26 protein-coding genes and 1 pseudogene are annotated in these 26,382 nt (G+C 62.7%); 18 read left to right on the forward strand and 9 right to left on the reverse strand.

Annotation, left to right across the window (positions count from 1 at the left end; translation table 11 throughout):
- Positions 1 to 88: 88 nt before the first annotated feature.
- The 7 genes from ACZ9GA_RS21860 (at position 89) to pdeM (ending at position 7,549) form a co-directional block, all read left to right on the forward strand.
- Positions 89 to 868 (forward strand): transporter substrate-binding domain-containing protein, encoded by a 780-nt coding sequence (locus ACZ9GA_RS21860; protein ID WP_457360788.1) that lies wholly within the window; start codon positions 89 to 91, stop codon positions 866 to 868.
- A gap of 66 nt (positions 869 to 934) precedes the next feature.
- Positions 935 to 1,663: an ABC transporter permease gene (locus ACZ9GA_RS21865; RefSeq protein ID WP_457360787.1), complete on the forward strand. Its 729-nt coding sequence runs from the start codon at positions 935 to 937 to the stop codon at positions 1,661 to 1,663.
- Entirely contained in the window at positions 1,660 to 2,370 is a 711-nt protein-coding gene (locus ACZ9GA_RS21870) for an ABC transporter permease (RefSeq protein ID WP_457360786.1), read from the forward strand. The genes ACZ9GA_RS21865 and ACZ9GA_RS21870 overlap by 4 nt, the downstream gene beginning before the upstream one ends.
- Before the next feature lie 9 nt (positions 2,371 to 2,379).
- The gene (locus ACZ9GA_RS21875) at positions 2,380 to 3,498 is read left to right on the forward strand and encodes a succinylglutamate desuccinylase/aspartoacylase family protein (RefSeq protein WP_457360785.1); all 1,119 of its coding nucleotides are present in this window, start codon (positions 2,380 to 2,382) and stop codon (positions 3,496 to 3,498) included.
- Between the two features lie 13 nt (positions 3,499 to 3,511).
- Entirely contained in the window at positions 3,512 to 4,276 is a 765-nt protein-coding gene (locus ACZ9GA_RS21880) for an ABC transporter ATP-binding protein (RefSeq protein WP_457360784.1), read from the forward strand.
- A gap of 154 nt (positions 4,277 to 4,430) precedes the next feature.
- Positions 4,431 to 6,869, forward strand: a complete 2,439-nt coding sequence (locus tag ACZ9GA_RS21885; RefSeq protein ID WP_457360783.1) for a ligase-associated DNA damage response DEXH box helicase — start codon at positions 4,431 to 4,433, stop codon at positions 6,867 to 6,869.
- Positions 6,866 to 7,549 (forward strand): ligase-associated DNA damage response endonuclease PdeM, encoded by a 684-nt coding sequence (gene pdeM / locus ACZ9GA_RS21890; protein ID WP_457360782.1) that lies wholly within the window; start codon positions 6,866 to 6,868, stop codon positions 7,547 to 7,549. Before ACZ9GA_RS21885 ends, pdeM begins: the two co-directional genes overlap by 4 nt.
- Here pdeM and ACZ9GA_RS21895 read toward each other — a convergent pair.
- On the reverse strand, positions 7,522 to 7,737 hold the full coding sequence (locus tag ACZ9GA_RS21895; RefSeq protein ID WP_457360781.1) for a hypothetical protein: 216 nt from the start codon (positions 7,735 to 7,737) through the stop codon (positions 7,522 to 7,524). The genes pdeM and ACZ9GA_RS21895 overlap by 28 nt on opposite strands.
- Positions 7,738 to 7,837: 100 nt before the next feature.
- Positions 7,838 to 8,404 carry a dCTP deaminase gene (gene dcd / locus ACZ9GA_RS21900; protein ID WP_003184751.1) on the reverse strand — a complete coding sequence of 189 codons (567 nt, stop codon included), beginning with the start codon at positions 8,402 to 8,404 and terminating at the stop codon, positions 7,838 to 7,840.
- 361 nt (positions 8,405 to 8,765) lie between these two features.
- Between dcd and ACZ9GA_RS21905 the strand changes: the two genes are divergently transcribed.
- Complete coding sequence (locus tag ACZ9GA_RS21905; protein WP_008365925.1) at positions 8,766 to 8,975, forward strand: cold-shock protein; 210 nt, start codon at positions 8,766 to 8,768, stop codon at positions 8,973 to 8,975.
- A gap of 162 nt (positions 8,976 to 9,137) precedes the next feature.
- On the opposite strand, the gene apbC is transcribed toward ACZ9GA_RS21905, so the two are convergent.
- Positions 9,138 to 10,232, reverse strand: a complete 1,095-nt coding sequence (gene apbC, locus ACZ9GA_RS21910) for an iron-sulfur cluster carrier protein ApbC (protein WP_457360780.1) — start codon at positions 10,230 to 10,232, stop codon at positions 9,138 to 9,140.
- Between the two features lie 238 nt (positions 10,233 to 10,470).
- On the opposite strand from apbC, the gene metG reads away from it, so the two are divergent.
- The 4 genes and pseudogenes from metG to ACZ9GA_RS21930 all read left to right on the forward strand — a co-directional run bounded on the left by metG (position 10,471) and on the right by ACZ9GA_RS21930 (position 14,441).
- Positions 10,471 to 12,513: a methionine--tRNA ligase gene (metG, locus tag ACZ9GA_RS21915; RefSeq protein ID WP_457360779.1), complete on the forward strand. Its 2,043-nt coding sequence runs from the start codon at positions 10,471 to 10,473 to the stop codon at positions 12,511 to 12,513.
- A 155-nt stretch (positions 12,514 to 12,668) separates the two neighbouring features.
- A pseudogene (locus ACZ9GA_RS21920) lies at positions 12,669 to 13,466 on the forward strand (RnfABCDGE type electron transport complex subunit B); the annotation flags it as partial.
- A 49-nt stretch (positions 13,467 to 13,515) separates the two neighbouring features.
- On the forward strand, positions 13,516 to 14,154 hold the full coding sequence (gene nth, locus ACZ9GA_RS21925) for an endonuclease III (RefSeq protein ID WP_027977187.1): 639 nt from the start codon (positions 13,516 to 13,518) through the stop codon (positions 14,152 to 14,154).
- A gap of 107 nt (positions 14,155 to 14,261) precedes the next feature.
- Positions 14,262 to 14,441: a PA3496 family putative envelope integrity protein gene (locus ACZ9GA_RS21930; protein WP_457360778.1), complete on the forward strand. Its 180-nt coding sequence runs from the start codon at positions 14,262 to 14,264 to the stop codon at positions 14,439 to 14,441.
- A gap of 109 nt (positions 14,442 to 14,550) precedes the next feature.
- On the opposite strand, the gene ACZ9GA_RS21935 is transcribed toward ACZ9GA_RS21930, so the two are convergent.
- Positions 14,551 to 15,177 (reverse strand): response regulator, encoded by a 627-nt coding sequence (locus ACZ9GA_RS21935; protein ID WP_027977185.1) that lies wholly within the window; start codon positions 15,175 to 15,177, stop codon positions 14,551 to 14,553.
- A 573-nt stretch (positions 15,178 to 15,750) separates the two neighbouring features.
- Between ACZ9GA_RS21935 and ACZ9GA_RS21940 the strand changes: the two genes are divergently transcribed.
- A complete protein-coding gene (locus ACZ9GA_RS21940; protein ID WP_457360777.1) occupies positions 15,751 to 16,446 on the forward strand; it encodes a hypothetical protein in 696 nt (231 codons plus the stop codon).
- 63 nt (positions 16,447 to 16,509) lie between these two features.
- On the opposite strand, the gene ACZ9GA_RS21945 is transcribed toward ACZ9GA_RS21940, so the two are convergent.
- Positions 16,510 to 17,727 (reverse strand): argininosuccinate synthase, encoded by a 1,218-nt coding sequence (locus ACZ9GA_RS21945; RefSeq protein WP_455924394.1) that lies wholly within the window; start codon positions 17,725 to 17,727, stop codon positions 16,510 to 16,512.
- 246 nt (positions 17,728 to 17,973) lie between these two features.
- Positions 17,974 to 18,918 carry a flagellar protein MotY gene (locus ACZ9GA_RS21950; protein WP_457360776.1) on the reverse strand — a complete coding sequence of 315 codons (945 nt, stop codon included), beginning with the start codon at positions 18,916 to 18,918 and terminating at the stop codon, positions 17,974 to 17,976.
- Positions 18,919 to 19,049: 131 nt separating this feature from the next.
- Here ACZ9GA_RS21950 and pyrC point away from each other — a divergent pair, with 131 nt between their 5' ends.
- The 5 genes from pyrC (at position 19,050) to ACZ9GA_RS21975 (ending at position 22,457) form a co-directional block, all read left to right on the forward strand.
- Complete coding sequence (gene pyrC / locus ACZ9GA_RS21955) at positions 19,050 to 20,096, forward strand: dihydroorotase (RefSeq protein ID WP_457360775.1); 1,047 nt, start codon at positions 19,050 to 19,052, stop codon at positions 20,094 to 20,096.
- Entirely contained in the window at positions 20,093 to 20,764 is a 672-nt protein-coding gene (gene rnt / locus ACZ9GA_RS21960) for a ribonuclease T (protein WP_416426392.1), read from the forward strand. The genes pyrC and rnt overlap by 4 nt, the downstream gene beginning before the upstream one ends.
- Before the next feature lie 264 nt (positions 20,765 to 21,028).
- On the forward strand, positions 21,029 to 21,247 hold the full coding sequence (locus tag ACZ9GA_RS21965) for a bacterioferritin-associated ferredoxin (RefSeq protein ID WP_008365903.1): 219 nt from the start codon (positions 21,029 to 21,031) through the stop codon (positions 21,245 to 21,247).
- Positions 21,248 to 21,448: 201 nt separating this feature from the next.
- Positions 21,449 to 21,925 carry a bacterioferritin gene (bfr, locus tag ACZ9GA_RS21970; RefSeq protein WP_457360774.1) on the forward strand — a complete coding sequence of 159 codons (477 nt, stop codon included), beginning with the start codon at positions 21,449 to 21,451 and terminating at the stop codon, positions 21,923 to 21,925.
- Between the two features lie 349 nt (positions 21,926 to 22,274).
- Positions 22,275 to 22,457: a hypothetical protein gene (locus tag ACZ9GA_RS21975; protein ID WP_457360773.1), complete on the forward strand. Its 183-nt coding sequence runs from the start codon at positions 22,275 to 22,277 to the stop codon at positions 22,455 to 22,457.
- Between the two features lie 69 nt (positions 22,458 to 22,526).
- On the opposite strand, the gene ACZ9GA_RS21980 is transcribed toward ACZ9GA_RS21975, so the two are convergent.
- From ACZ9GA_RS21980 to relA, 3 genes are all read right to left on the reverse strand, one after another.
- A complete protein-coding gene (locus ACZ9GA_RS21980; RefSeq protein ID WP_457360772.1) occupies positions 22,527 to 23,066 on the reverse strand; it encodes a DUF2058 domain-containing protein in 540 nt (179 codons plus the stop codon).
- 25 nt (positions 23,067 to 23,091) lie between these two features.
- A complete protein-coding gene (gene mazG / locus ACZ9GA_RS21985) occupies positions 23,092 to 23,925 on the reverse strand; it encodes a nucleoside triphosphate pyrophosphohydrolase (RefSeq protein ID WP_457360771.1) in 834 nt (277 codons plus the stop codon).
- Between the two features lie 177 nt (positions 23,926 to 24,102).
- Positions 24,103 to 26,349: a GTP diphosphokinase gene (gene relA, locus ACZ9GA_RS21990; RefSeq protein ID WP_457360770.1), complete on the reverse strand. Its 2,247-nt coding sequence runs from the start codon at positions 26,347 to 26,349 to the stop codon at positions 24,103 to 24,105.
- Positions 26,350 to 26,382 lie beyond the last annotated feature (33 nt).

Raw genomic sequence — 26,382 nt, forward strand, 5'->3', positions numbered from 1 at the left:
AAATTGCTATCACAATGATGTCTGGCATCCGCCGGTAACGAATGTCGCGTACGCCTGTACGCTCTTCTCAGGTTCTAAGGACTGCACAATGAAAAAAGCATTGCTGACCCTTTCTGCTCTGGCCTTATGTTTGTCTGCTGGCGCCGCGATGGCCAAGGATTACAAGGTACTGCGCTTCGGCGTGGACCCGTCCTACGCACCTTTTGAATCCAAGGCCGCCGACGGCAGCCTGGTGGGCTTTGACATCGACCTGGGCAACGCCATCTGCAAAGAACTCAAAGTGCAGTGCAAATGGGTCGAGAACGACTTCGACGGCATGGTGCCCGGCCTGAACGCCGGTAAATTCGACGGCGTGATCTCGTCCATGACCGTGACCGAAGCCCGCGAGAAGGTCATCGACTTCTCCAGCGAACTGTTCTCCGGCCCGACCGCGCTGGTGTTCAAAAAAGGTGCAGACTACGGCACCCCCGAATCGCTCAAAGGCAAGACCGTGGGCTACGAGCAAGGCACCATCCAGGAAGCCTACGCCAAGGCCAAGCTGGAACCGGCCGGCGTGAAGATCCAGCCGTACGCCAACCAGGACCAGGTGTATGCCGACTTGACCAACGGCCGTCTGGACGCCTCGATCCAGGACATGCTGCAGGCTGAACTGGGCTTCCTGAAGTCCGACGCCGGCAAGGGCTACGAAGTCAGCAAGCCGGTGGATGACCCACTGCTGCCGGCCAAGACCGCCATCGGTATCAAACAAGGTAACAAAGAGCTCAAGGCCCTGCTGGACAAAGGTATCGAAGCGTTACACAAGGATGGCACTTACGACACCATTCAGAAGAAACACTTCGGTGATCTGAACCTGTACAGCGGTAAGTAACCTTTGGTGACAACGCCTTCCTCCTACAGGGGGAAGGCGTTTTTTCTACCTGCACAGGCCTGATCCATGTTCGACGACCTATTACAAAACCTGGGCCTTTCGGCACTCAGCCTGAAGGGTTTCGGCCCGATCCTGCTGCAAGGCACCTGGATGACCATCAAACTGGCAGTGCTGTCACTGCTGGTCAGCGTGTGCCTGGGGCTGCTGGGCGCCACGGCCAAGCTTTCAAGCGTCAAGCTGCTGCGCGTGCCCGCCCAGTTGTACACCACCCTGATCCGCGGCGTGCCCGACCTGGTGCTGATGCTGCTGATCTTCTACAGCCTGCAAACCTGGCTGACCAATCTCACAGATGCCATGGAATGGGACTACATCGAGATCGATCCTTTCACCTCCGGTGTGATCACCCTCGGGTTCATCTATGGCGCCTACTTCACCGAAACCTTCCGTGGCGCGATCCTCGCCGTGCCGCGCGGCCAGGTGGAAGCGGCCACCGCCTACGGCCTGAAACGCGGCCAGCGCTTTCGCTACGTGGTGTTCCCGCAGATGATGCGCTTTGCCCTGCCGGGCATCGGCAATAACTGGATGGTGATGCTCAAGGCCACCGCGCTGGTGTCGATCATCGGCCTGGCCGACCTGGTCAAGGCCGCGCAGGACGCCGGCAAAAGCACCTACCAGTTGTTCTATTTTCTGGTCCTGGCGGCCATCATCTACCTGCTGATCACCAGCGCCTCCAACGTGGTGTTGCGCTGGGCCGAACGGCGTTACAGCGCAGGCAGCCGGGAGGCGGTGCGATGATCGAACTGTTGCAGCAATACTGGCGCCCGTTCCTGTATTCGGACGGCCAGCACATCACCGGCCTGGCCATGACCCTGTGGCTGCTGACGGCCTCCATTGCCATCGGCTTCATGGTGTCCATCCCGCTGTCCATCGCCCGCGTGTCCAGCCACTTCTGGGTGCGCTGGCCGGTGCAGTTCTACACCTACCTGTTCCGCGGCACGCCGCTGTATATCCAGCTGCTGATCTGCTACACCGGCATCTACAGCATCGAAGCGGTACGCAACCAGCCAGAGCTCAATGCGTTCTTTCGCGACGCCATGAACTGCACCATCCTGGCCTTCGCCCTCAACACCTGCGCCTACACCACGGAGATTTTCGCCGGGGCCATCCGCAGCATGAACCACGGCGAGGTCGAAGCCGCCAAGGCCTACGGCCTGACCGGCTGGAAGCTCTACACTTACGTGATCATGCCGTCGGCCCTGCGCCGTTCGCTGCCCTTCTACAGCAACGAAGTGATCCTGATGCTGCACTCCACCACCGTGGCCTTCACCGCCACCGTGCCGGACATCCTCAAGGTGGCGCGCGACGCCAACTCGGCCACCTTCCTGACGTTCCAGTCGTTCGGCATCGCGGCGCTGATCTACCTGACCATCACCTTCACGCTGGTGGGCCTGTTTCGCCTGGCCGAACGCCGCTGGCTGGCCTTCCTCGGCCCTGCGCACTAGGAACCCCACATGCTGCATCGCACCCATGACCTGATCAGCCCGGTGCCTGGCACCGGCCGGCAGATCCACAGCTTCCACTTCGGCCCCACGGACGGCGCCGGTAAAATCTACATCCAGGCCTCGCTGCACGCCGACGAGTTGCCCGGCATGCTGGTGGCCTGGCACCTCAAGCAGCGCCTGCGCGAGCTGGAACAGACCGGGCGCCTGAACCACGAAATCGTCCTGGTGCCGGTGGCCAACCCGGTGGGCCTTGAGCAGGTGCTGATGGACGTGCCGCTGGGCCGCTACGAGCTGGAGAGCGGGCAGAACTTCAACCGCCTGTTCGTCGATGTCAGTGACCAGGTGGGCGACGAGGTGGAGCCGCACCTGGGCGACGACCCGCAGCACAACGCGCGGCTGATCCGCGCCAGCCTGCGCCGCGCCCTGGAAGCCCAGGTGCCGGACACCCAGTTGCAGTCCCAGCGCCTGACCCTGCAACGCCTGGCCTGCGACGCCGACATGGTGCTGGACCTGCACTGCGACTTCGAAGCCGTGGCGCACCTGTACACCACCCCCGAGGCGTGGCCCAAGGTGGAGCCGCTGTCGCGCTACCTGGGCGCCCAGGCCAGCCTGCTGGCCACCGACTCCGGTGGGCACTCGTTCGACGAATGCTTCACGCTGGTGTGGTGGGAGCTGCAGCAGCGCTTCAACCACCGCTTCGAGATCCCCCAGGGCAGCTTCTCGGTGACCGTGGAGCTGCGCGGCCAACTGGACGTCGACCACCATACGGCCGGTGCCGACGCCGATGCGATCCTGGACTACCTGACCGATTTCGGCGCTATCGCCGGTACTGCCGCGCCGCAGCCCGAGCTGCTGTACCCGGCCACGCCGCTGGCGGCCGTGGAGCCGGTGACCACCGCGGCGGGCGGCCTGCTGGTGTTCCACGTGCTGCCGGGCGAAGAGATGAGCGCCGGCCAGCTGATTGCCGACGTCATCGACCCCATTACCGACCGCATCACGCCCGTGCGCTGCACCCAGCCGGGGCTGCTGTACGCCCGCTCGCTGCGGCGCATGGCCACCGCCGGCATGGTCGTGGCCCACGTGGCCGGCCGTGAAGCCTACCGCAGCGGCTACCTTCTTTCGCCTTGAGACCTGATTGCCCATGTACAAACTGACCATCGATGGCCTGCACAAACGCTATGGCGACAACGAAGTGCTCAAGGGCGTTTCGCTCAAGGCCAAGACCGGCGACGTCATCAGCCTGATCGGCGCCAGCGGCTCGGGGAAGAGTACCTTCCTGCGCTGCATCAACTTTCTGGAAACCCCCAACGACGGCGCCATGAGCCTGGATGGCAAGGCCGTGCGCATGGTGCAGGACAGCCACGGCATGCGCGTGGCCGACCCGCACGAGCTGCAGCGCATCCGCACGCGCCTGGCCATGGTGTTCCAGCACTTCAACCTGTGGAGCCACATGAGCGTGCTGGAAAACGTCACCATGGCCCCGCGCCGGGTGCTGGGCGTGAGCAAGCACGAAGCCGAAGAGCGTGCCCGCCGTTACCTGGACAAGGTCGGCCTGCCGGCGCGCGTGGCCGATCAATACCCGGCCTTCCTCTCCGGCGGCCAACAGCAGCGCGTGGCCATTGCCCGCGCGCTGGCCATGGAGCCTGAGGTGATGCTGTTCGACGAACCCACCTCGGCGCTGGACCCGGAGCTGGTGGGCGAAGTGCTGAAGGTGATCCAGGGCCTGGCCGAGGAAGGCCGCACCATGATCATGGTGACCCACGAGATGAGCTTTGCCCGGCAGGTGTCCAGCCAAGTGATGTTTCTGCACAAGGGGCTGGTGGAAGAAGAAGGTGTGCCGGCGGATGTGCTGGGCAATCCCAAGAGCGAGCGGCTGCGCCAGTTCCTCAGTGGCAACCTGAAGTAATTTGTAGCCGCTGCCGCCAGGCTGCGCTGGCCCATGCCCCACTGGAAATCTCCAGCGTCCACCCTGGCCAGCGCAGCCTGCGGCAGCGGCTACACGCGTCGCAACTAACCTTCCACCGCCGCTGTCTCTGGTTTAACCCCCACGGACAGCGCCAATGCCCGACCACGCCAAACACTGGTTCGCCGACCGCCACTGGAAACCCTTCGCCTTCCAGAAGCAGGTATGGGCGGCCGTGAAGGCCGGGCAGTCAGGCCTGCTGCACGCCAGCACCGGCGCCGGCAAGACCTACGCCCTGTGGTTCGCCGCCCTCAACCGCTTCGCCAAACCAGGCAGCCGCACCGCCCCCCTGACGGTGTTGTGGATCACCCCCATGCGCGCCCTGGCCGCCGACACCCATCGCGCCCTGCTCACCCCTGTGGACGAGCTGAAGCTGCCCTGGACCGTGGGCCTGCGCACCGGCGACACCAGCAGCGCCGAACGCGCCCGCCAGGGCCGCCGCCTGCCCACCACGCTGATCACCACCCCGGAAAGCCTGACCCTGCTGCTGGCACGCGAAAACGCCAAGACTGAATTTGCCAGCCTGGCGATGGTGGTGGTGGACGAATGGCACGAACTGATCGGCAACAAGCGCGGCGTGCAGCTGCAACTGGCCCTGGCGCGTCTGCGGCGCTGGCAGCCTGGGTTGATCGTGTGGGGCATCTCGGCCACCCTCGGCAATCAGGCCCACGCCCAGGACGTGCTGTTGGGCATCGAGCAAGGCATTACGGTGCAAGGCGCCGAAGCCAAGCGCATCGAAGTCGACACCCTGCTGCCCGCAGCAATCGAACGCTTCCCCTGGGGCGGGCACATGGGCCTGCGCATGCTCGATCAGGTCGTGGCCGAGATCGATTCCAGCAGCAGTTGCCTGGCGTTCACCAACACCCGCTCCCAGGCGGAAATCTGGTTCCAATCCATCCTCGACGCGCGCCCCGACTGGGCAGGCATCATCGCCCTGCACCACAGCTCACTGGCCCGGGAAACCCGGGACTGGGTGGAGCGCGCGCTCAAGGATGGCCAGCTCAAGGCCGTGGTGTGCACCTCCAGCCTCGACCTGGGCGTGGACTTCCTGCCCGTGGAACGCGTGCTGCAGATCGGTTCGGCCAAGGGCGTGGCGCGCTTGATGCAGCGCGCCGGGCGCTCGGGCCATGCGCCCGGGCGGCCGTCGCGGGTCACCCTGGTGCCTACCCACAGCCTGGAACTGGTGGAAGCCGCGGCCGCAGAACAGGCGGTGGCCGCGCGGCAGATCGAGCCACGTGAATCGCCGCGCAAGCCCCTGGACGTACTGGTGCAACACTTGGTCAGCATGGCCCTGGGCGGCGGGTTTCTGCCCGACGAACTGCTGGAAGAAGTGCGCAGCGCCTGGGCCTACCGGGAGCTCACCGACGATGAATGGCAATGGGCGCTGGCCTTCGTCCGCCACGGTGGCCACTCGCTCACGGCCTACCCCGATTACCGCCGGGTGGAGCCCGACGAACACGGCATTTGGCGCGTGCCCGACGCGCGCTTGGCACGCCGTCATCGCATGAGCATCGGTACCATCGTCAGCGACGCCAGCCTGCAACTGAAATATTGGAGCAAGGGCGGCGGCGGGCGTTCGCTCGGCAGCGTCGAAGAAGGCTTCATTGCCCGCCTGCGCCCCGGCGACGGTTTCCTGTTTGCCGGCCGCCAATTGGAGCTGGTACGGGTGGAAAACATGACCGCCTACGTCAAGCGCAGCACCGCCAAGAAGGCCGCCGTACCGCGCTGGAATGGTGGGCGCATGCCGCTGTCCAGCGAACTGGCCGATGCGCTGGTACGCCAGTTGGGCCTGGCTGCCCAAGGCGAATACCAGAGCCCGCCGATGCGCGCCGTGCAGCCGTTGCTGGAAGTGCAGCAGCACTGGTCGGCCCTGCCTACGCCAAGCACCCTGCTGGCCGAAACCCTGAAATCGCGCGAAGGCTGGCACCTGTTCCTCTACCCTTTTGCCGGCCGCCAGGTGCACCTGGGCCTGGGCAGCCTGCTGGCCTCGCGCATGAGTCAGCGCCAGCCGCTGACGTTCTCCATCGCCGTCAACGACTACGGCTTCGAATTGCTCAGTGCCACCGCCGTAGACTGGCCACAGTGGCTCAATGGCGCGCTGCTTAGCCCGGACCAGTTGCTGGCTGACGTGCTGGCAAGCCTCAATGCCGGCGAGCTGGCCCTGCGCCGGTTTCGTGAGATCGCGCGTATTTCAGGCCTGGTGTTCGGGGGTTATCCCGGCTCGCAAAAAAGCACCCGCCAGGTGCAAGCCTCCAGCGGGCTGTTCTTCGAAGTGTTCAAGCAATACGACGCCGGCAACCTGCTGTTGACCCAGGCCCAGGAGGAAGTGTTGCGTCAGGAGCTGGATGTGGAACGTCTGGAGCAGACGCTGGTGCGCATGCAGGGCCAGCGCCTGGACCTGCATGCCCTCAAGCGCGCCACGCCGCTGGCGTTCCCGCTGATGGTGGAGCGATTCCGCGAAAGCCTCAGCAGCGAAAAACTCGCCGACCGTATTGCACGGATGGTCAGCGACCTGGAAACGGCGGCCGGGCCATGAGCACTCATCACGCCGTCGACTTTCATGGCACCAGCCTGTGGCTGCTGCCCGACAAAGCCATCTATTGGCCCGAGCGGCGAGCGCTGCTAATTGCCGACGCCCACTTCGGCAAGGCGGCCGCCTATCGCCGCCTGGGCCAGCCGGTGCCCCATGGCACCACGGCCAGCAACCTGGCGGTGCTGGATCGATTGCTGGCCGCTTATGACTGCCAGCAATTGATCTTCCTGGGCGATTTTCTGCATGCCCCTGGCTCGCAGGGGCCCGCAACCCTGGCTGCGCTGCAACAGTGGCGCGAACGGCACGGGCAATTGGCGGTGACGCTGATCAGGGGTAACCACGACCGCCGTGCGGGCGACCCACCGGCAAGCCTGGCGTTCGAGGTGGTGGCAGAGCCGTTGTTATTGGGGCCGTTCGCGTTGCAGCACGAACCCGACGCGCACCCGCACCTGCCGGTACTGGCCGGGCATGTGCATCCGGTGTATCGGCTGCACGGCAGGGGCCGCCAGAGCCTGCGCCTGCCGTGTTTCAGGTTGGGTGGGGATGTCAGCCTGCTACCGGCGTTTGGCGCCTTTACCGGCGGCCATGCGGTACACCCAGGCCGCGACGAGACACTGTTCGTGGTCGGCGACGGCCAGGTGTGGCCAGTGCGACGTCAGGCGACGGGCGCAGGTGGGGGCTGATCGGGGATGGTCGGCTCGCCCGGTTCTTCAGGCTGCGGGTAATCCGGGTTGGGGTCGGGATCCGGTTGGCCCGGTACGCCGCCTGACAGATGGGCCATGGGGTTGGCCAGCAAGGTCCAGGCAAGCACGCCAATCTGGTTGGGCTCCAGCCTGGCCAGTTCAGCGCTGATGGTCGGGTCGATTTTCATAGGCACTCCCTGGTCAAAGGCCCGTTTCGCGCGACGCGAAACGGAACTGTTCACCTGGATAGAGTGCCGATTTGCCGACTAATTCCTTGCGCCTGTCGGATTATGTACGCGGCAGGGTGACGCCGCGCTGGCCCTGGTACTTGCCGCCGCGGTCCTTGTAGGACACTTCACACTCTTCGTCCGACTCCAGGAACAGCATCTGCGCCACGCCTTCGTTGGCGTAGATCTTGGCCGGCAGCGTGGTGGTGTTGGAGAACTCCAGGGTCACGTGGCCTTCCCACTCAGGTTCCAGCGGGGTGACGTTGACGATGATGCCGCAGCGCGCGTAGGTGCTCTTGCCCAGGCAGATGGTCAGCACGTTGCGCGGGATACGGAAGTACTCCACGGTGCGGGCCAGGGCGAAGGAGTTGGGCGGGATGATGCACACGTCGCTCTTGACGTCGACAAAGCTCTTCTCGTCGAAGTTCTTGGGGTCGACGGTGGCCGAGTTGATGTTGGTGAACACCTTGAATTCGTCGGCGCAGCGCACGTCGTAGCCGTAGCTGGACACACCGAAGGAGATCAGGCGGTCGGCGCCTTCGCCACGCATCTGGCGCTCGACGAAAGGCTCGATCATGCCGTGCTCTTGCGCCATGCGGCGAATCCACTTGTCCGATTTGATGCTCATGGCGGGGTGTCCTGAATAGCGAGGTGGTGAAAATGATGCCCGCATCTTACCGGACCACGCGCCATGGCTCAAAGCACCAGGGACATTTAGCTGGACCGCCCGGTCATTCGGTGCGCTGCAGCCCTCTAAAACTGCGACTTTTCGTCACTTGCCCACACCGTCAGTCATGATTTGGGATATTCGTGTATCAGGGCATTGGCAGGCCCCTGAAAAAGGGTTAAGGTGGCGTCACTGTGTTGCTTGTGTCACTGAGAATCTCTACCCGATGTTTTACATCTTCATGAATTTTCCTGCTCTTTGCACTCAGTCTCGGCCAGGGCATTTCCTGAGCCGCAGTTAACTTTGTCCAAGGAGATTTACCATGTCCAATCGCCAAACCGGTACCGTTAAGTGGTTCAACGATGAAAAAGGCTTCGGCTTCATCACTCCACAATCCGGTGACGACCTGTTCGTACACTTCAAAGCTATCCAAGCTGACGGCTTCAAAAGCCTGAAAGAAGGCCAGCAAGTTTCTTTCGTCGCTACCCGCGGCCAGAAAGGCATGCAAGCTGAAGAAGTTCAAGTTATCTAACTTGTACTGAACAGTTCAAAAGAACCCCGCTCTCGAGCGGGGTTTTTTTATGCCTGCAATTCGCCGTAGCCGCTGCCGCCAGGCTGCGCTGGCCCTTGCATTCACTGAAGATCTCCAGCGAAGCATAGGCCAGCGCAGCCTGGCGGCAGCGGCTACAGCGACTCAGTCGTCAGAGATGGTAATGCTCGGCATCGCCGGCGCTGCCGCTTCCTGCATCACAATGCGCGCGCCCACGTGGCGGGCAAGCTCCTGGTAGACCATGGCAATCTGGCTTTCCGGCTCGGCAATGGCCGTAGGCTTGCCGCTGTCGGCCTGCTCGCGAATCACCATCGACAACGGCAACGACGCCAGTACCTCGACGTCATACTGCGCCGCCAGCTTCGCGCCGCCACCTTCGCCAAACAGATGCTCGGCATGGCCGCAGTTGGAGCAGATGTGCACGGCCATGTTCTCCACCACGCCCAGCACCGGGATGTTGACCTTGCGGAACATCTCCACGCCCTTGCGTGCATCCAGCAGCGCCAGGTCCTGAGGGGTGGTGACAATCACGGAGCCTGCCACCGGCACTTTCTGCGCCAGGGTCAGCTGGATGTCACCGGTGCCTGGCGGCATATCGATCACCAGGTAATCCAGGTCGTCCCAGGCGGTCTGGGTGATCAGCTGCAGCAGCGCGCCGGACACCATCGGGCCGCGCCATACCATCGGCGTGTTGTCGTCGGTGAGGAAGGCCATGGACATTACTTCCACGCCATGGGCCTTGATCGGCACAAACCACTTCTGGTCCCTGACCTGCGGCCGGGTGCCCTCGGGGATGCCGAACATCACGCCCTGGCTGGGGCCATAAATGTCGGCATCGAGGATACCCACGCGGGCGCCCTCACGGGCCAGCGCCAGGGCCAGGTTGGCGGCGGTGGTGGATTTGCCCACGCCGCCCTTGCCCGAGGCCACGGCAACGATGTTCTTGACGTTGGCCATGCCCGGCACCTGGGCCTGGGCCTTGTGAGCGCCGATCACGCAGTCGATGCGCACGGTGGCGCGCGTCACGCCTTCCAGGCCTTCGACGGCCGTCTGCAGCACCTGGGCAAAACCGTTCTTGAACAGGCCGGCGGCGTAACCCAGTTCCAGCACTACGTTGACCTGCCCGCCTTCGATATCGATGGCGCGCACGCACCCGGCGCTGACCGGGTCCTGGTTCAGGTAGGGGTCGGTGTACTGGCCAAGTACGGCTTCGACGGCGGCGCGATTGACGGCACCCATGGGTTCTCCCGTTATAAAGACTGAGCAAGACAGACGGCTATCCTAGCGCGTCCGCGCCCGGAAATCTGCGCCAATCCCGTAGCCGCTGCCGCAGGCTGCGCTGGCCAGCCGCCTCACTGCAGATCTTCTGTGCATTTGAGGGCCAGCGCAGCCTGCGGCAGCGGCTACGGGGGTGAAAAAAATCCGCCAGGCCTTTATAGTGGCCGATCTTGTTTTGACTTCTAAGTAGCCGAGCCCCATGTCCGAGCCCCGCAAGATTCTCGTCACCAGCGCCCTGCCCTACGCCAACGGTTCGATCCACCTTGGCCACATGGTCGAGTACATCCAGACCGACATGTGGGTGCGTTTCCAGAAGCACCGCGGCAACCAGTGCACCTACGTCTGCGCCGACGACGCCCACGGCTCGGCCATCATGCTGCGCGCGGAAAAGGAAGGCATCACCCCTGAACAGCTGATCGCCGGCGTACAGGTGGAGCACAGCACCGACTTCGCCGACTTCCTGGTGGAGTTCGACAACTTCCACTCCACCCACGCCGAAGAGAACCGCGAGCTGTCCGCGCAGATCTACCTGAAGCTGCGCGACGCCGGGCACATTTCCCAGCGTTCGGTGACCCAGTATTTCGACCCGGACAAGCAGATGTTCCTGGCCGACCGCTTCATCAAGGGCACCTGCCCCAAATGCGCGGCCGAAGACCAGTACGGCGACAACTGCGAAAAGTGCGGTGCCACCTACGCGCCCACCGAACTGAAGAACCCCAAGTCGGCGATCTCCGGCGCCACGCCGGTGCTCAAGGATTCCCAGCACTTCTTCTTCAAGCTGCCTGACTTCCAGGCCATGCTGCAGGAGTGGACCCGCAGCGGCACCCTGCAGGACGCCGTCGCCAACAAGCTGGCCGAGTGGCTGGACAGTGGCCTGCAGGAGTGGGACATCTCGCGCGATGCGCCGTATTTCGGCTTCGAGATCCCGGACGAGCCCGGCAAGTACTTCTACGTATGGCTGGACGCCCCAATCGGCTACATGGCCAGCTTCAAGAACCTGTGCGCGCGCCGTCCGGACCTGGACTTCGACGCCTATTGGGCCAAGGATTCCACCGCCGAGCTGTACCACTTCATCGGCAAGGACATCATCAACTTCCACGCCCTGTTCTGGCCCGCCATGCTCGAAGGCGCCGGCTACCGCAAGCCTACTGCGGTGAACGTGCACGGCTACCTGACCGTCAACGGCCAGAAGATGTCCAAGTCGCGTGGCACCTTCGTCAAGGCGCGCACCTACCTGGATCACCTGTCGCCTGAGTACCTGCGCTACTACTACGCCTCCAAACTGGGCCGTGGCGTGGACGACATGGACCTGAACCTGGAAGACTTCGTGCAGAAGGTCAACTCCGACCTGGTGGGCAAGGTGGTCAACATCGCCAGCCGCTGCGCAGGCTTCATCCACAAGGGCAACGAAGGCGTGCTGGTGGCCGAAAATGCCGCGCCAGAGCTGACCGACGCGTTCCTGGCCGCCGCGCCAAGCATTGCCGAAGCCTACGAGAACCGCGACTTCGCCCGCGCCATGCGTGAAATCATGGCCCTGGCCGACCGCGCCAACGCCTTCATCGCCGACAAGGCCCCCTGGGCCCTGGCCAAGCAGGAAGGCAAGCAGGCCGAAGTACAGGCCGTGTGCGCCCTGGGCGTGAACCTGTTCCGCCAGTTGGTGATCTTCCTCAAGCCGGTGCTGCCACAACTGGCCGCCGACGCCGAGGCGTTCCTCAACGTGGCGCCATTGACCTGGGCCGACCACGCCACCCTGCTGGCCAACCACCAGCTGAACCCGTTCCAGGCGCTGATGAGCCGTATCGACCCGGTGAAGGTGCAGGCCATGGTCGACGCCTCCAAGGAAGACCTGGAAGCCGCCCAGGCCTCCAACGCCCCGGCCGGCAACGGCGAGCTGGCCAAGGAGCCGCTGGCTGCCGAAATCGAGTTCGACACCTTCGCTGCCGTTGACCTGCGCGTGGCCCTGATCCTCAAGGCCGAGCACGTGGAAGGTGCCGACAAGCTGCTGCGCCTGACCCTGGACATCGGCGACGAGCAACGCAACGTGTTCTCGGGCATCAAGAGCGCCTACCCGAACCCGGCCGAGCTGGAAGGTCGCCTGACCATGATGATTGCCAACCTCAAGCCGCGCAAAATGCGCTTCGGCATGTCCGAAGGCATGGTCATGGCTGCCGGCCCTGGCGGCGAAGAAATCTACCTGCTGAGCCCCGACAGCGGCGCCAAGCCGGGTCAGCGGATCAAGTAAGCCTTCGCACCGCGTCGCACCGATCGCGAGCAAGCATTGCTCCCACAGTGTAACGGCATGCATTTATGCCAGGCTCAACACTGTGGGAGCAAAGCTTGCTCGCGAGAGGCCCGTAGCCTCACCATCAATACCTCTGCCCCCCACGAATCCCGCCCATGAGCCTGATCCAACGCATCGACGCCCTGCTGCCCCAGACCCAGTGCGGCAAATGCGGCCACGGTGGCTGCCTGCCCTACGCCCAGGGCATCGCGGCAGGCGAGGCGATCAACAAATGCCCCCCTGGTGGCACCGAAACCCTCGGCGCCCTGGCGCAATTGCTCAAGCTGCCCGTGATCGCGCTGGACACCAGCCGCGGCAGCGCCCCTGCCCAAGTGGCCCATATCCGTGAAGCCGAATGCATCGGCTGCACCAAATGTATCCAGGCCTGCCCGGTGGACGCCATCCTCGGCGCGGCCAAGCTGATGCACACGGTCATCACTGACGAATGCACCGGCTGCGACCTGTGCGTGGCCCCCTGCCCGGTGGACTGCATCGACCTGCGGCCGCTGCCCGATGCCACCCTGGCCATCGTCGGCGGCCTTGCGCACAGCGAAGCAGACCGCCAGGCCCGCCTGCTCAAGCGCGACCGTGCCCGCCGCCGCTTCGAAAACCGCAACGCCCGCCTGGCCCGCCTGGCCGCACGCCGCGAAACCCAGCGCGCCACCCCAGTGCCCGCGCCCGCTGCGGCGCCTGCGCCAGTCAGCGACCCGGTACAGGCCGCCCTGGCCCGCATCAAGGCGCAAAAGGCCGCCAACGTCGACGCCCAGCTCAAGCAGGCCAAGATCGCCGCCGCCATGACACGCGCGCAGTGGAGCAAGACCCTGCGGGCCTACACCACGCCGCCCACGCAACAACAGTTCGAACGCCTGCAAACCCTGGACGACGAAGCCAGGCAGGCGGAGGCGCATCTGGCGGGCCTGCTTGGCCAGCCTTGACCCCGTGCAAACCAGGACACCGTGACCGATGAACAACGTCAAACGCCGGGAAATTTTCCGCCGGCTGCATGAAGACAACCCCGAACCCAAGACCGAACTGGCCTACAGCACGCCCTTCGAACTGCTGATCGCCGTGATTCTGTCCGCCCAGTCCACCGACGTGGGCGTGAACAAGGCCACCGCCAAGCTGTACCCGGTGGCCAACACGCCAGCGGCCATTCACGCCCTGGGCGTGGAGGGGTTGTCCGAGTACATCAAGACCATCGGCCTCTACAACAGCAAGGCGCGCAATGTAATCGAAGCCTGCCGCATGCTGGTCGAGTTGCACGGCGGCGAAGTCCCACAGGACCGTGAGTCACTGGAAGCCCTGCCCGGCGTAGGCCGAAAGACCGCCAACGTGGTGCTCAACACCGCCTTCCGGCAGCCGACCATGGCCGTGGATACGCACATTTTCCGGGTGGCGAACCGCACCGGCATCGCACCCGGCAAGAACGTGGTGGAAGTGGAAAAGAATCTGCTCAAGTTTGTGCCCAGGGAGTATCTGCTGGACTCCCATCACTGGCTGATCCTGCATGGCCGCTACGTGTGCCAGGCGCGCAAGCCGCGCTGCGGCAGCTGCCGTATCGAGGACCTGTGCGACTACAAGCACAAAACCTCGGACGATTGATTGCTTATTGAAAAAATCCATCAGGCGATTGAAAAAATCTTTTTTACGCGCTGCTGATTTACCGATATAAGGTGCGCCAATGGCATTCCAAGCCTGGAGTTGACTTTATGAGCACCGGTAAAGAAGAACTGGATGTGGAAGACGAGTTTGCCCCTGTCGACAACGATGAAGCTGACGCGCCGGCAGAGACGGCGAAAACCAACCTGAGCAAGCGCCGCACCATCGACAACCTGCTGGAAGAGCGCCGCCTGCAAAAGCAGCTGGCCGATTACGACTTCGATCTGTAGCCCCTCGCTGTAGCCGCTGCCGCCAGGCTGCGCTGGCCCTGCTTATCCCCCCAAGACCTTCAGCGCACACTCTGGCCAGCGCAGCCTGCGGCAGCGGCTACGGCTGCGTTCACGCCAGGCCATTGCGCTGGGCCAGCTCAATCAGGTCCACCAGCGAGCGGGCGTTGAGCTTGAGCAACAAGCGGGTCTTGTAGGTACTGACGGTCTTGTTGCTCAAGAACATGCCGTCGGCGATTTCCTTGTTGCTCTTGCCCCGCGCCAACTGCTGCAACACCATCATCTCGCGCCCGGACAGGCGTTCGATCATCTGCGCTTCCGAGGCATTGCCCAGGCTTGAGCGTACCGAGTGCAGTGCCTGGTTGGGAAAATAGCTGTAGCCCGACAGCACCGCCTTGATCGCACTCAGCAGTTCAGTCAGTTCCTGTTGCTTGCACACGTACCCTGCGGCGCCGGTCTGCATGCAGCGCATGGAAAAATGTCCGGGCGACTGCGAAGTCAGCACCAGCACCTTGGCCGCGCGCTTTTCACTGGCCAGGCGGGCGATCACCTCCAGGCCATCGAGCTTGGGAATGGCAATATCCAATATGACGATATCTGGTTCATGCTCACGAGCCAGTTGCAAGGCATCCACGCCATTGTCCGTCTCGCCGACCACCTCGTAGCAGTGGCGCTCCATCAGCATGCGCACCGCCAGGCGAACGACAGGATGATCATCCACGATCAGCACTTTATTCATGGCAAATCCAATTTTCGCTGTTCGAATTTTTAGAGCCCGCACAATAGCCTAGTCGTCCGGCTCTTTGCATTGCATCGCCGCCAGCCACCTAGCAGCAAAGACAAAACCTACAGCCAAGAGAGACATTTCCTACAGAAAACCTCACTCCTTGAAGTTCCCTCCAGATTTTTCCGACAATTGGTAGCCCTGCATTGACAAATATATGACGTGATTGAGCATTGCACATTGATTTATGGACAGCAATTGAGTATTTCCTTACAAGCCAGTCAACCTGTTTCAAACTGCCTTGCGCCTCCCGCAACTGCCAACTGACAGATTTCCACAAAGGCATCTGTACTCTTTATAACTGCCTGTAAATAACCCCGCACCTGGTAGATCCCGCCAGACGCCCCGACCGACCTGCACCCCGCGCGATTCGCTGAGGCCAGCAGTTCCCGGGGCATGCATACGGGCACCTGCCGCCGTCATATTCGCAAACAAAAATAACTATGCATCGAGTGGCTACTGCCATCGAAACTCTAACATTCCAAGGACAGATGCCGGCCCGCACTGATGCCGTGCCAAGGAGTTTCAATGACCAGCCCACCCGCGCACACCAAGAACCCGCTGACGATCATTGCCATATTTGCGGCAATAGTCGAAGCCTCTGCACTGGCGTCATTGCCTTTTCTCAAAGATGACAGCCAAGATCTGTATACGTGGTTCCTGATTGGCTTCCCGCCATTCCTTACGTTGTTGTTTTTTGTAACACTAAACTTCAATTACAAGGTGTTGTATTCGCCGTCGGACTTTAGTAATGAGAACGACTTTCTCCAGATAGCCAACGGGCCTAGCGCCGAAGCCAGTCCCAGCCATCACGCGCCACCCGCCCCGGAACCGATAGTGGCGCCTGTCGCCACGGCAGCGCCCAGCCCAGCTCAAGCACCTCCACCACCTCCCGCAGCAGAAGCACGCAGGCAACGCATGGGTGAATCGAAAGCCCTGTATATCCTCGACTGTCAGCACTTCGTCACCGATGAGGAGCTTAGCGCCACCATCAGCCAAATCCTGTGCCCGGAACGCAGCGGCGAACGCCACCTGATCATCCTGTACCGCACGTCTCAACGGCTCAACCCCATGGGCGCGCTGTTGAACCATGCCTTGAATCACGCCATGGCCGGCAGTAACGAATGCGTCGTCAGCGCCTATGACCTGGAACAGGCCGCGCTGACCACCCTGACCCGCCGACTCACCGCCCTTGCCGATTACACCGCCGCGGCCAGCAAATGACATTACGCCCAAAAACACAAAGCCCCGGACAGGCCGGGGCTTTGTGGTTCAACCAGGGTGCTGTCAGAACAGCTTGCGACCCTTGTTGGCCGCGATGCGCATGCGCAGGGCGTTGAGCTTGATGAAGCCCGCCGCGTCAGCCTGGTTGTAGGCACCGCCGTCTTCTTCGAAGGTGGCGATGTTGGCGTCGAACAGCGAGTCGTCCGACTTGCGGCCGGTGACGATGACGTTGCCCTTGTACAGCTTCAGGCGGACCACACCGTTCACGTTGACCTGCGAGGCGTCGATCATCTGTTGCAGCATCAGACGCTCAGGGCTCCACCAGTAGCCGGTGTAGATCAGGCTTGCGTACTTGGCCATCAGCTCGTCTTTCAGGTGAGCGACTTCGCGGTCCAGGGTGATGGACTCAATGGCACGGTGGGCGCGCAGCATGATGGTGCCGCCTGGGGTTTCGTAGCAGCCACGGGACTTCATGCCCACGTAACGGTTTTCCACGATGTCCAGACGGCCGATGCCGTGGGCGCCGCCGATCTTGTTCAGGGTAGCCAGAACAGTGGCCGGGCTCATCTCGACGCCGTCAAGGGCGACGATGTCACCGTTGCGGTAGGTCAGCTCCAGGTACTGAGCGGTGTCAGGCGCGTTCTCTGGCGAGACGGTCCAACGCCACATGTCTTCTTCGTGCTCGGTCCAGGTGTCTTCCAGCACGCCGCCTTCATAGGAGATGTGCAGCAGGTTGGCGTCCATCGAGTACGGGGACTTCTTCTTGCCGTGACGCTCGATCGGGATCGCGTGCTTCTCGGCGTAGTCCATCAGTTTCTCGCGCGACAGCAGGTCCCACTCACGCCAAGGGGCGATCACTTTCACGCCTGGCTTGAGGGCGTAGGCGCCCAGCTCGAAACGCACCTGGTCGTTGCCCTTGCCGGTAGCGCCGTGGGAAATGGCGTCGGCGCCAGTTTCGTTGGCGATCTCGATCAGGCGCTTGGCGATCAGGGGACGGGCGATGGAAGTACCCAGCAGGTACTCGCCTTCATAGACGGTGTTGGCGCGGAACATCGGGAACACGAAGTCACGCACGAATTCTTCGCGCAGGTCGTCGATGTAGATCTCTTTCACGCCCATGGCTTGCGCCTTGGCACGAGCAGGCTCTACTTCTTCGCCCTGACCCAGGTCAGCGGTGAAGGTCACCACTTCGCAGTTATATGTGTCCTGCAGCCACTTGAGGATCACCGAAGTGTCCAGGCCGCCGGAATACGCCAGAACGACCTTGTTTACGTCCGCCATGCCATCACTCCACGGGGTTGTACGGAAAGCCGATTAGTCTACCGCTCAAACCCGCAGAATTACAGAGGCGCGACAGCAAATGACGATGAAGCGACAATAACTTTCGCCCGGGCGACCCTATCCACCCTCTTTCTCTTCTGTGGGAGCGGGCTCTGCCCGCGAAAAGGGCATCGCGGTGCATCAGTCAGCCCACGCCGTCCTTTTCGCGGGTAGAACCCGCTCCCACACTGTGTCGCAATACAGAGGCTATAGCTGTGCTGGCGGCTTGGGCTGGGCCGGACCGGGCTGCGCAGGTGCCTGCTGCACCGCCTCAGGCGCCACCGCCGGCTTGTCCGCCACCGGCACCCGCGACAATTGAATATTCACCCGCCGGTTCAACGCACGGTTGGCCGCAGTGGTGTTCGGCGCCACCGGGTACTGCTCGCCATGGAAGCGCATCACCATGTCGGTCTCCGGCACGCCCGCCGCTTTCAGGTAGTCCAGCACCGCCAGGGCGCGGCGGCGCGACATGTCGCGGTTGGTCAGGCGGTTGCCGCTGTTGTCGGAATGGCCATCGAGCTCCACGTGATTCACCGTGGGGTCGGCTTTCATATAGGCAAGGATCGTGTCCAGGCGACGCTTGTCGGCAGCGTCCAGGTCAGCACCGCCGCCGGGGAAGCCGACCTGAGTGCGGCTGACCTGATCGAAGTTCATCGGCAGCAGCTTGGTGGTGCAGGCCTGGAAATCGCTGTAGCCCTGGTTGAACTTGACGGGCAGCAGGCGTACTTCAGTGGGCCGACCGGTCTCGCCGGAGAACGTGCGCACCACGGTGCTGCGGCCTTCGATCAGGCCACCGATCAGACGGCTGGCCTGGCCTTGGGAGCTGCTGAACAAGGTGCCGCCACCGCCCATGCGCACGGCGCCCAGGTTGATGTCGCCACGGCCTGGCTGCCACGGCGCCGCGGCAGCCAGCAGGGTGGCCGAGCCGCGGCCCAACAGCCGGCTGGTGGTTTTGAGGCTGAACACCGCGCCCTCGCCCGCGCGCTGGACGAACTCGCCCGAGCCGAAATCGGTGATCGGCTGGACAAGTCGGCATTCGAACTGGTCGCCCTCGACCTTCCACTCGACGTTCTCCAGACGGGTCTGGAAAGTGATAGCCATGGCGGGCAGGCTGGCGAAGATACTGAACAGGGCTAGATAACGCTGGCGCACGGGAGGCTCCACAGATTTGTACCACATACCCACGGGCTATCGGACGTCGTCGGCAAAACTTGATAGCGAGTGCCTGCCGAGGCCATTTGCGGTAGCATTCCCCCGAGTTCGAACCGCCTGGAACCCCCCCAATGTCCGACCGCCTGACCCTCCTGCGTCCCGATGACTGGCACATCCACCTTCGTGATGGCGCCGTGTTGCCCCACACCGTCGGCGACGTAGCGCGCACTTTTGGCCGCGCAATCATCATGCCCAACCTGGTCCCACCGGTACGCAATGCCGAGGAAGCCGACGCCTACCGTCAGCGCATCCTGGCCGCACGCCCGGCCGGCAGCCAGTTCCAGCCGTTGATGGTGCTCTACCTCACCGACCTGACCACCCCCGACGAGATCCGCGCCGCCAAGGCCAGCGGCTTCGTGCACGCCGCCAAGCTGTACCCGGCCGGCGCCACCACCAACTCCGATTCGGGCGTGACCAGCATCGACAAGATCTTCCCGGTACTGGAAGCCATGGCCGAAGTGGGCATGCTGCTGCTGGTGCACGGTGAAGTGACCCGTGGCGAAGTCGACGTGTTCGACCGCGAGAAGCAGTTCATCGACGAGCACATGCGCCGTGTAGTGGAACGCTTCCCTACCCTGAAGGTAGTGTTCGAACACATCACTACCGGCGATGCCGTGCAGTTCGTCAACGAGGCCTCGGCCAACGTGGCGGCCACCATCACCGCGCACCACCTGCTGTACAACCGCAACCACATGCTGGTAGGCGGCATTCGTCCGCACTTCTACTGCCTGCCCATCCTGAAGCGCAACACCCACCAGGTGGCGCTGCTGGACGCGGCTACCAGCGGCAGCCCGAAGTTCTTCCTGGGCACCGACTCGGCGCCTCACGCCCAGCACGCCAAGGAAAACGCCTGCGGCTGTGCGGGTTGCTACACCGCTTACGCTGCCATCGAGATGTACGCCGAAGCGTTCGAACAGCGCAATGCCCTGGACAAACTGGAAGGCTTTGCCAGCCTGTTTGGCCCGGCGTTCTACGGCCTGCCGGTGAACACCGACCGCATCACCCTGGTCCGCGAAGAGTGGACTGCCCCGGCCAGCCTGCCGTTCGGCGAGCTGTCCGTCATCCCGCTGCGCGCCGGTGAAAAACTGCGCTGGCGTCTGCTGGAGCAAAACGCGTGAGTGAAGACCAATTCGACGAAGACCTGGACAGCGGCAGCAGCGCCTCGCGCCACCCCATGGCGGCGCGTTTCCGCGGTTACCTGCCGGTCGTGGTCGATGTCGAGACCGGCGGCTTCAACAGCGCCACCGACGCCCTGCTGGAAATTGCCGCCACCATCATCGGCATGGACGAGATGGGCTTCCTGTACCCCGAGCACACACTGTTCTTCCGTGTGGAGCCGTTCGAGGGCGCCAACATTGAAGCCGCAGCGCTGGAGTTCACCGGCATCAAGCTGGACCACCCGCTGCGCATGGCGGTCAGCGAAGAGTCGGCGCTGACCGAGATCTTCCGCAGCATCCGCAAGTCGCTTAAGTCCAACGGCTGCAAACGCGCAGTGCTGGTGGGCCACAACGCCAGCTTCGATTTGGGGTTCCTCAACGCCGCCGTGGCGCGCAACGACCTCAAGCGCAACCCGTTCCACCCCTTCTCCAGCTTCGACACCGCGACGCTGGCTGGCCTGGCTTACGGCCAGACCGTGCTGGCCAAGGCCTGCCAGGCCGCCGACATCGACTTCGATGGCCGTGAGGCGCACTCGGCGCGTTACGACACCGAGAAGACGGCCGAGCTGTTCTGCGGCATCGTCAACCGCTGGAAGGAAATGGGCGGTTGGGAAGATTTTGATCATTGATCGAGCCTTCCGCATTGCCAACGGCGCCTTCGGGCGCCGTTTTCATTACCGGTGTAGCCGCTGCCGCCAGGCTGCGCTGGCCGGTGTGAACCCTGAAGGTTACCAGCGAGGCACTGGCCCAGCGCAGCCTGGCGGCAGCGGCTACAGCGGTAGGCATGACCACTCATCACCCCTCACATTTATAATGCGAAGTTGTTTTGACAAGCATTCTCATTACGATTAGTCTCACCGCATCAAGACGACACAGCGACGGTGTGTACCCCTATGTATGTTTGCCTCTGCCAAGGTGTGACCGACGGTCAGATCCGTGACGCGATCTATGAAGGATGCTGCAGCTACAAGGACGTCCGCCAGACCTTGGGTGTGGCCTCACAATGCGGTAAATGCGCGTGCCTGGCCAAGCAGGTGGTACGCGAAACGCTCACCGAGCTGCAAGCCACACAGGCCGCCCTGCCCTACCCGGTAGAATTTACCGCCGCCTGAAACACCCCATTTTGAAGAACCGGACCCTGTGTCCGGTTTTTTTATGCCTGCAATTCAACTAGTTACGCGCTGGATGCAGAACTCAAACATTCTTATTCCGATTAATTTTTATATATTATTCAATAACTTAGGTTTGACAGCGGAAGTTGTCGGGCTCAAACTTCCGTCATTGGCACCACATAACCAGGACAGGACCCCATCATGAAAGGCGATATCAGCGTCATCCAGCATCTCAACAAGATCCTCGGGAACGAGCTCATCGCCATCAACCAATACTTTCTGCATGCACGCATGTATGAAGACTGGGGCCTGAACAAGCTGGGCAAGTTCGAATACAAAGAATCCATCCAGGCCATGAAGGACGCTGACAAACTGATCAAGCGCATCCTGTTCCTGGAAGGCATTCCCAACCTGCAAGAGCTGGGCAAGATCCTGATCGGCGAGCACACCCGCGAAATGCTGGAGTGCGACTTGAAGATCGAGCGCAAGGCCCACACCGACATCAAGGCCGCCATCGCCCACTGCGAAACCAGCGGTGACTTCGGCAGCCGCGACATGCTGGAAGACATCCTGGAAGACCAGGAAGAACACATCGACTGGCTGGAGACCCAACTGGGCCTGATCGACAAGGTCAGCCTGGAGAACTACCTGCAGTCGAGCATGGGCGACGAGGAATAAAAGCCCCGCAGGGGTTCATTGGTAGGAGCCGACCTTGGTCGCGATGCAGGCACCACCGATTACAGGTCGGGCCTCATCGCGGCCAAGGCCTGCTCCTACCAAGACGAATACAGAGCCCCGCCATTGCGGGGCTTTTTTTGTTCCATAAAGCAATATGAAGATACTTTCATGTAGCCCGCACAGGGTGCGACAAACCGCCGCAGGCCTTCTATCACGGGCCTTCCAGCCATTCGCGCAAATTTCGCAAAAAACCCTTGCAGAAATCAGCTGTTTACTTAGGAAGCTAACAAATTCTATAAAAGAGTCCTGCAGAGCCTTGCTGCAGAACTTGAGAAATTGGAGCTTTCAAATGACTGTTAAAGTAACCGAACGCGACGATTCACATATGTCCCACGAGGGTGTTGCCGCGGGCATCCGTATCTGGGACGTGTACCAACAAGACCTGCTGGTCGGCATGTTCCACAACGAGAACGACGCCCAGAGCTATAAGGCCGAACTGGAAAACCTGGAAGCCCAGCGCTCCCACCAGTAATTGTTTGCAGACTTGACTGCCTTCAACAAAAAACCCCGCCTAGGCGGGGTTTTGTTTATCTGGCGTGGCTTACCACATCAGGTCATCCGGGATGACGTAGGCGGCGTACGGGTCATCCGCATCCGGCTCTTCGGTCACCACGTTGAGCAGCACGATACGCTCCGGCGCGCGCTCCTGGATCTTCAGGGCCGCCTCACGCGGAATCACTTCGTAGCCGCCAGCGTGATGCACGATGGCCAGCGAGCCCGAGCTCAGCTTGGCACGCATCAGGGCGTTGACCGACAGGCGCTTGACCTTCTTGTCGTCGACGAAGTTGTAGTAGTCCTCGGTGTTCAGCTTGGGCAGGCGCGACACTTCGATCAATTGCTTGACCTGGGCGGCACGGGCCTTTTCCTCGGCCTTTTCCTGCTGCTGGCGGTTCAGCTCCTGGTCGCGCTTGACCTTCTCGGCCATCGCTTCCTTGGCCAGGCGCTGCTGGGTGTCATCGACTTCCACCTGGCCTTTATGCTCCAGGCGTTTCTGTTTCTGCTGGGTCTTGCTGGCTTGCTTGACCTGTTTCTGGTTGACCAGGCCGGCTTTCAGCAATTGGTCACGAAGAGAGATGCTCATGTACGGGCTCACTTATGCAACGGGCTCAGCCACAGCTGGGCAGGTTCTTTTCCTGACGTTTGGCCTCGCCCCACAGGGCGTCCAACTCTTCCAGGGTGCAATTTTCAATGGGTCGGTGGGTGTCGCGCAATGCCTGTTCGATAAAACGGAAGCGTCTTTCGAATTTGCCATTGGCGCCACGCAGGGCATTTTCCGGGTCGACCTTGAGGTGACGGGCCAGGTTGACCACGCTGAACAGCAGGTCGCCGATCTCCTCGGCCACCGCGGCCTTGTCGTCACCGGCCATGGCTTCCAGCACTTCGTCCAGCTCTTCGCGCACCTTGTCCAGCACCGGCAGGGCTTCGGGCCAGTCGAAGCCGACGCCGGCGGCGCGCTTCTGCAGCTTGGCCGAGCGGGCCAGGGCCGGCAAGGCGTGGGGCACGTCGTCGAGCAAGGACAGCTGCTCGGGCGCTTCGGCCTTCTCGGCGCGCTCCTGGGCCTTGATCTCTTCCCAGCGGTGCTTGACCTGCTCCTCGGTCAGGCGCGGGGTATCCAGCGGCGCATAAAGGTCGCCGGTGGGAAACACGTGAGGGTGGCGACGGATCAGCTTGCGGGTGATGCTGTCGACCACGCCGTCGAACTCGAACCGGCCCTCTTCACGCGCCAGCTGGCTGTAATACACCACCTGAAACAGCAAGTCGCCCAATTCGCCCTGCAGATGCTGGAAGTCGCCGCGCTCGATGGCGTCGGCCACCTCGTAGGCTTCTTCCAGGGTGTAGGGCACGATGGTGGTGTAGGTCTGCTTGATGTCCCACGGGCATCCGTACTGCGGGTCGCGCAGGCGGGCCATGAGGTGCAGCAAGTCTTCAAGTGAATACATCGGAATGTTCCTGTATACCTCAGTGTGCCCCCCGCCTCTGTAGCAGCTGCCGAAGGCTGCGTCACAAGCGGCGCGGTGGGTCAGCCAGTGCGCGGCGCCTGTGACGCGACCTGACGGCCGCTGCTACGAATTGCGTGGGCTCCCGGCAATGCAATCCCCAGGATTAGCGAAAATCACTCAAGGGGTACGGTTGCGGCGGGTCTCGATGATGTTCGGCAACTGCGAGATACGCCCCAGCAAGCGCCCCAGGGCATCCAGCCCGGGGATCTCGATGGTCAGCGACATCAGCGCGGTGTTGTCTTCCTTGTTCGAGCGGGTGTTCACCGCCAGCACGTTGATGCGCTCGTTGAGCAGCACCTGGGAGACGTCACGCAACAGCCCGGAACGGTCGTACGCACGGATGATGATGTCCACCGGGTAGGTGAGCACCGGCACCGGGCCCCAGCTGACCTGGATGATGCGCTCAGGCTCACGGCCGGACAGTTGCAGCACCGAGGCGCAGTCCTGGCGGTGAATGCTCACCCCACGGCCCTGGGTGATGTAGCCGACGATGGCGTCGCCCGGCAGCGGCTGGCAGCAGCCGGCCATCTGCGTCATCAGGTTGCCCACGCCCTGGATCTGGATGTCGCCACGCTTGCCCGGCTTGTAACCGGTGCTGGACTTGCGCGGTATCAGCTCCAGCTGCTCGTTGCCGCGCTCCGGCTCCACCAGTTGCTGGGCCGAGTTGACCAGGTGCGCAAGGCGCAGGTCGCCCGCGCCAAGTGCCGCGAACATGTCCTCGGCGGTCTTGTGGTTGGCCTTGTCGGCCAGCTGCTCGAAGTCCACCTGGGGCAGGCCCAGGCGGCTCAGCTCGCGCTCCAGCAAGGTCTTGCCGGCCGCCACGTTCTGGTCGCGTGCCTGCAGCTTGAACCAGTGCACAATCTTGGCCCGGGCGCGCGAGGTGGTCACGTAGCCCAGGTTGGAGTTCAGCCAGTCGCGGCTCGGCGTGCCGTGCTTGCTGGTGATGATCTCCACCTGCTCGCCGGTCTGCAGGCTGTAGTTAAGCGGCACGATGCGGCCGTTGATCTTGGCGCCACGGCAGTTGTGGCCGATCTCGGTGTGCACGCGGTAGGCGAAGTCCAGCGGCGTGGCACCCTTGGGCAGGTCGATGGCGTGGCCGTCGGGGGTGAACACGTAGACGCGGTCAGGCTCGATGTCCACGCGCAGCTGTTCGGCCAGCCCGCCAATGTCGCCCAGCTCTTCGTGCCATTCCAGCACCTGGCGCAGCCACGAGATTTTCTCTTCGTAGTGGTTGGAGCCCGACTTGACGTCGGTGCCCTTGTAGCGCCAGTGCGCACACACGCCCAGCTCGGCTTCTTCATGCATGGCGTGGGTGCGGATCTGCACTTCCAGCACCTTGCCCTCGGGGCCGATCACGGCGGTGTGCAGCGAGCGGTAGCCGTTTTCCTTGGGGTTGGCGATGTAGTCGTCGAACTCCTTAGGAATGTGCCGCCACAAGGTGTGGACGATGCCCAGCGCGGTGTAGCAGTCGCGCATTTCCGGCACCAGCACGCGCACCGCGCGCACGTCGTAGATCTGGCTGAACTCCAGGCCCTTGCGCTGCATTTTGCGCCAGATGGAGTAGATGTGCTTGGCGCGGCCGCTGATGTCGGCCTTCACGCCCGTGGCCAACAGCTCGTTCTGCAACTGGGTCATCACGTCGCTGATGAAGCGCTCGCGGTCCAGCCGCCGTTCGTGCAGCAGCTTGGCGATCTGTTTGTACTGGTCGGGCTCCAGGTAGCGGAAGGACAAGTCCTCCAGCTCCCACTTGATATGGCCGATGCCCAGGCGGTGGGCCAGCGGCGCGTAGATGTCGAACACCTCGCGGGCCACGCGGTTGCGCTTTTCTTCGTCGGCGTTTTTCACGGCGCGGATGGCGCAGGTACGTTCGGCCAGCTTGATCAGCGCCACGCGCACGTCGTCGACCATGGCCACCAGCATTTTGCGCAGGTTTTCCACCTGGCCCTGGCTGCCCAGCACCAGCGACTGGCGCGGGCTGAGGCTGGCGCTGATGGCGGCCATGCGCAGCACGCCGTCGATCAGCTTGGTGACCACCGAGCCAAAGCGCTGGCCCACGTCGGCCAGGGTCACGCGGCCTTCGCGCACGGCGCGGTAGATGACGGCTGCCACCAGGGTGTCCTGGTCCAGCTTGAGGTCGGCAAGGATTTCGGCAATTTCCAGGCCGGCCTGGAAACACGAGGTCCCGTCGGCCCATGAATGCTTGGCCTTGTTGCCTTGCTGCTCGGCCTGCAGGGCGAACTCGCAGGCAGTCTTCAGGGCTTCACGGTCCAGCGCCAGATCGACGCTGACGATATGATCGAGCCATGCATCGAGATTGATACTGCCGTCGGTGTTGATCGGCTGGTGTGCTCTCACCTGTACCATCTTTTACCTTCCCTATGACGCGTTGCTAACGCG

Source organism: Pseudomonas sp. TE3644, assembly GCF_056278815.1.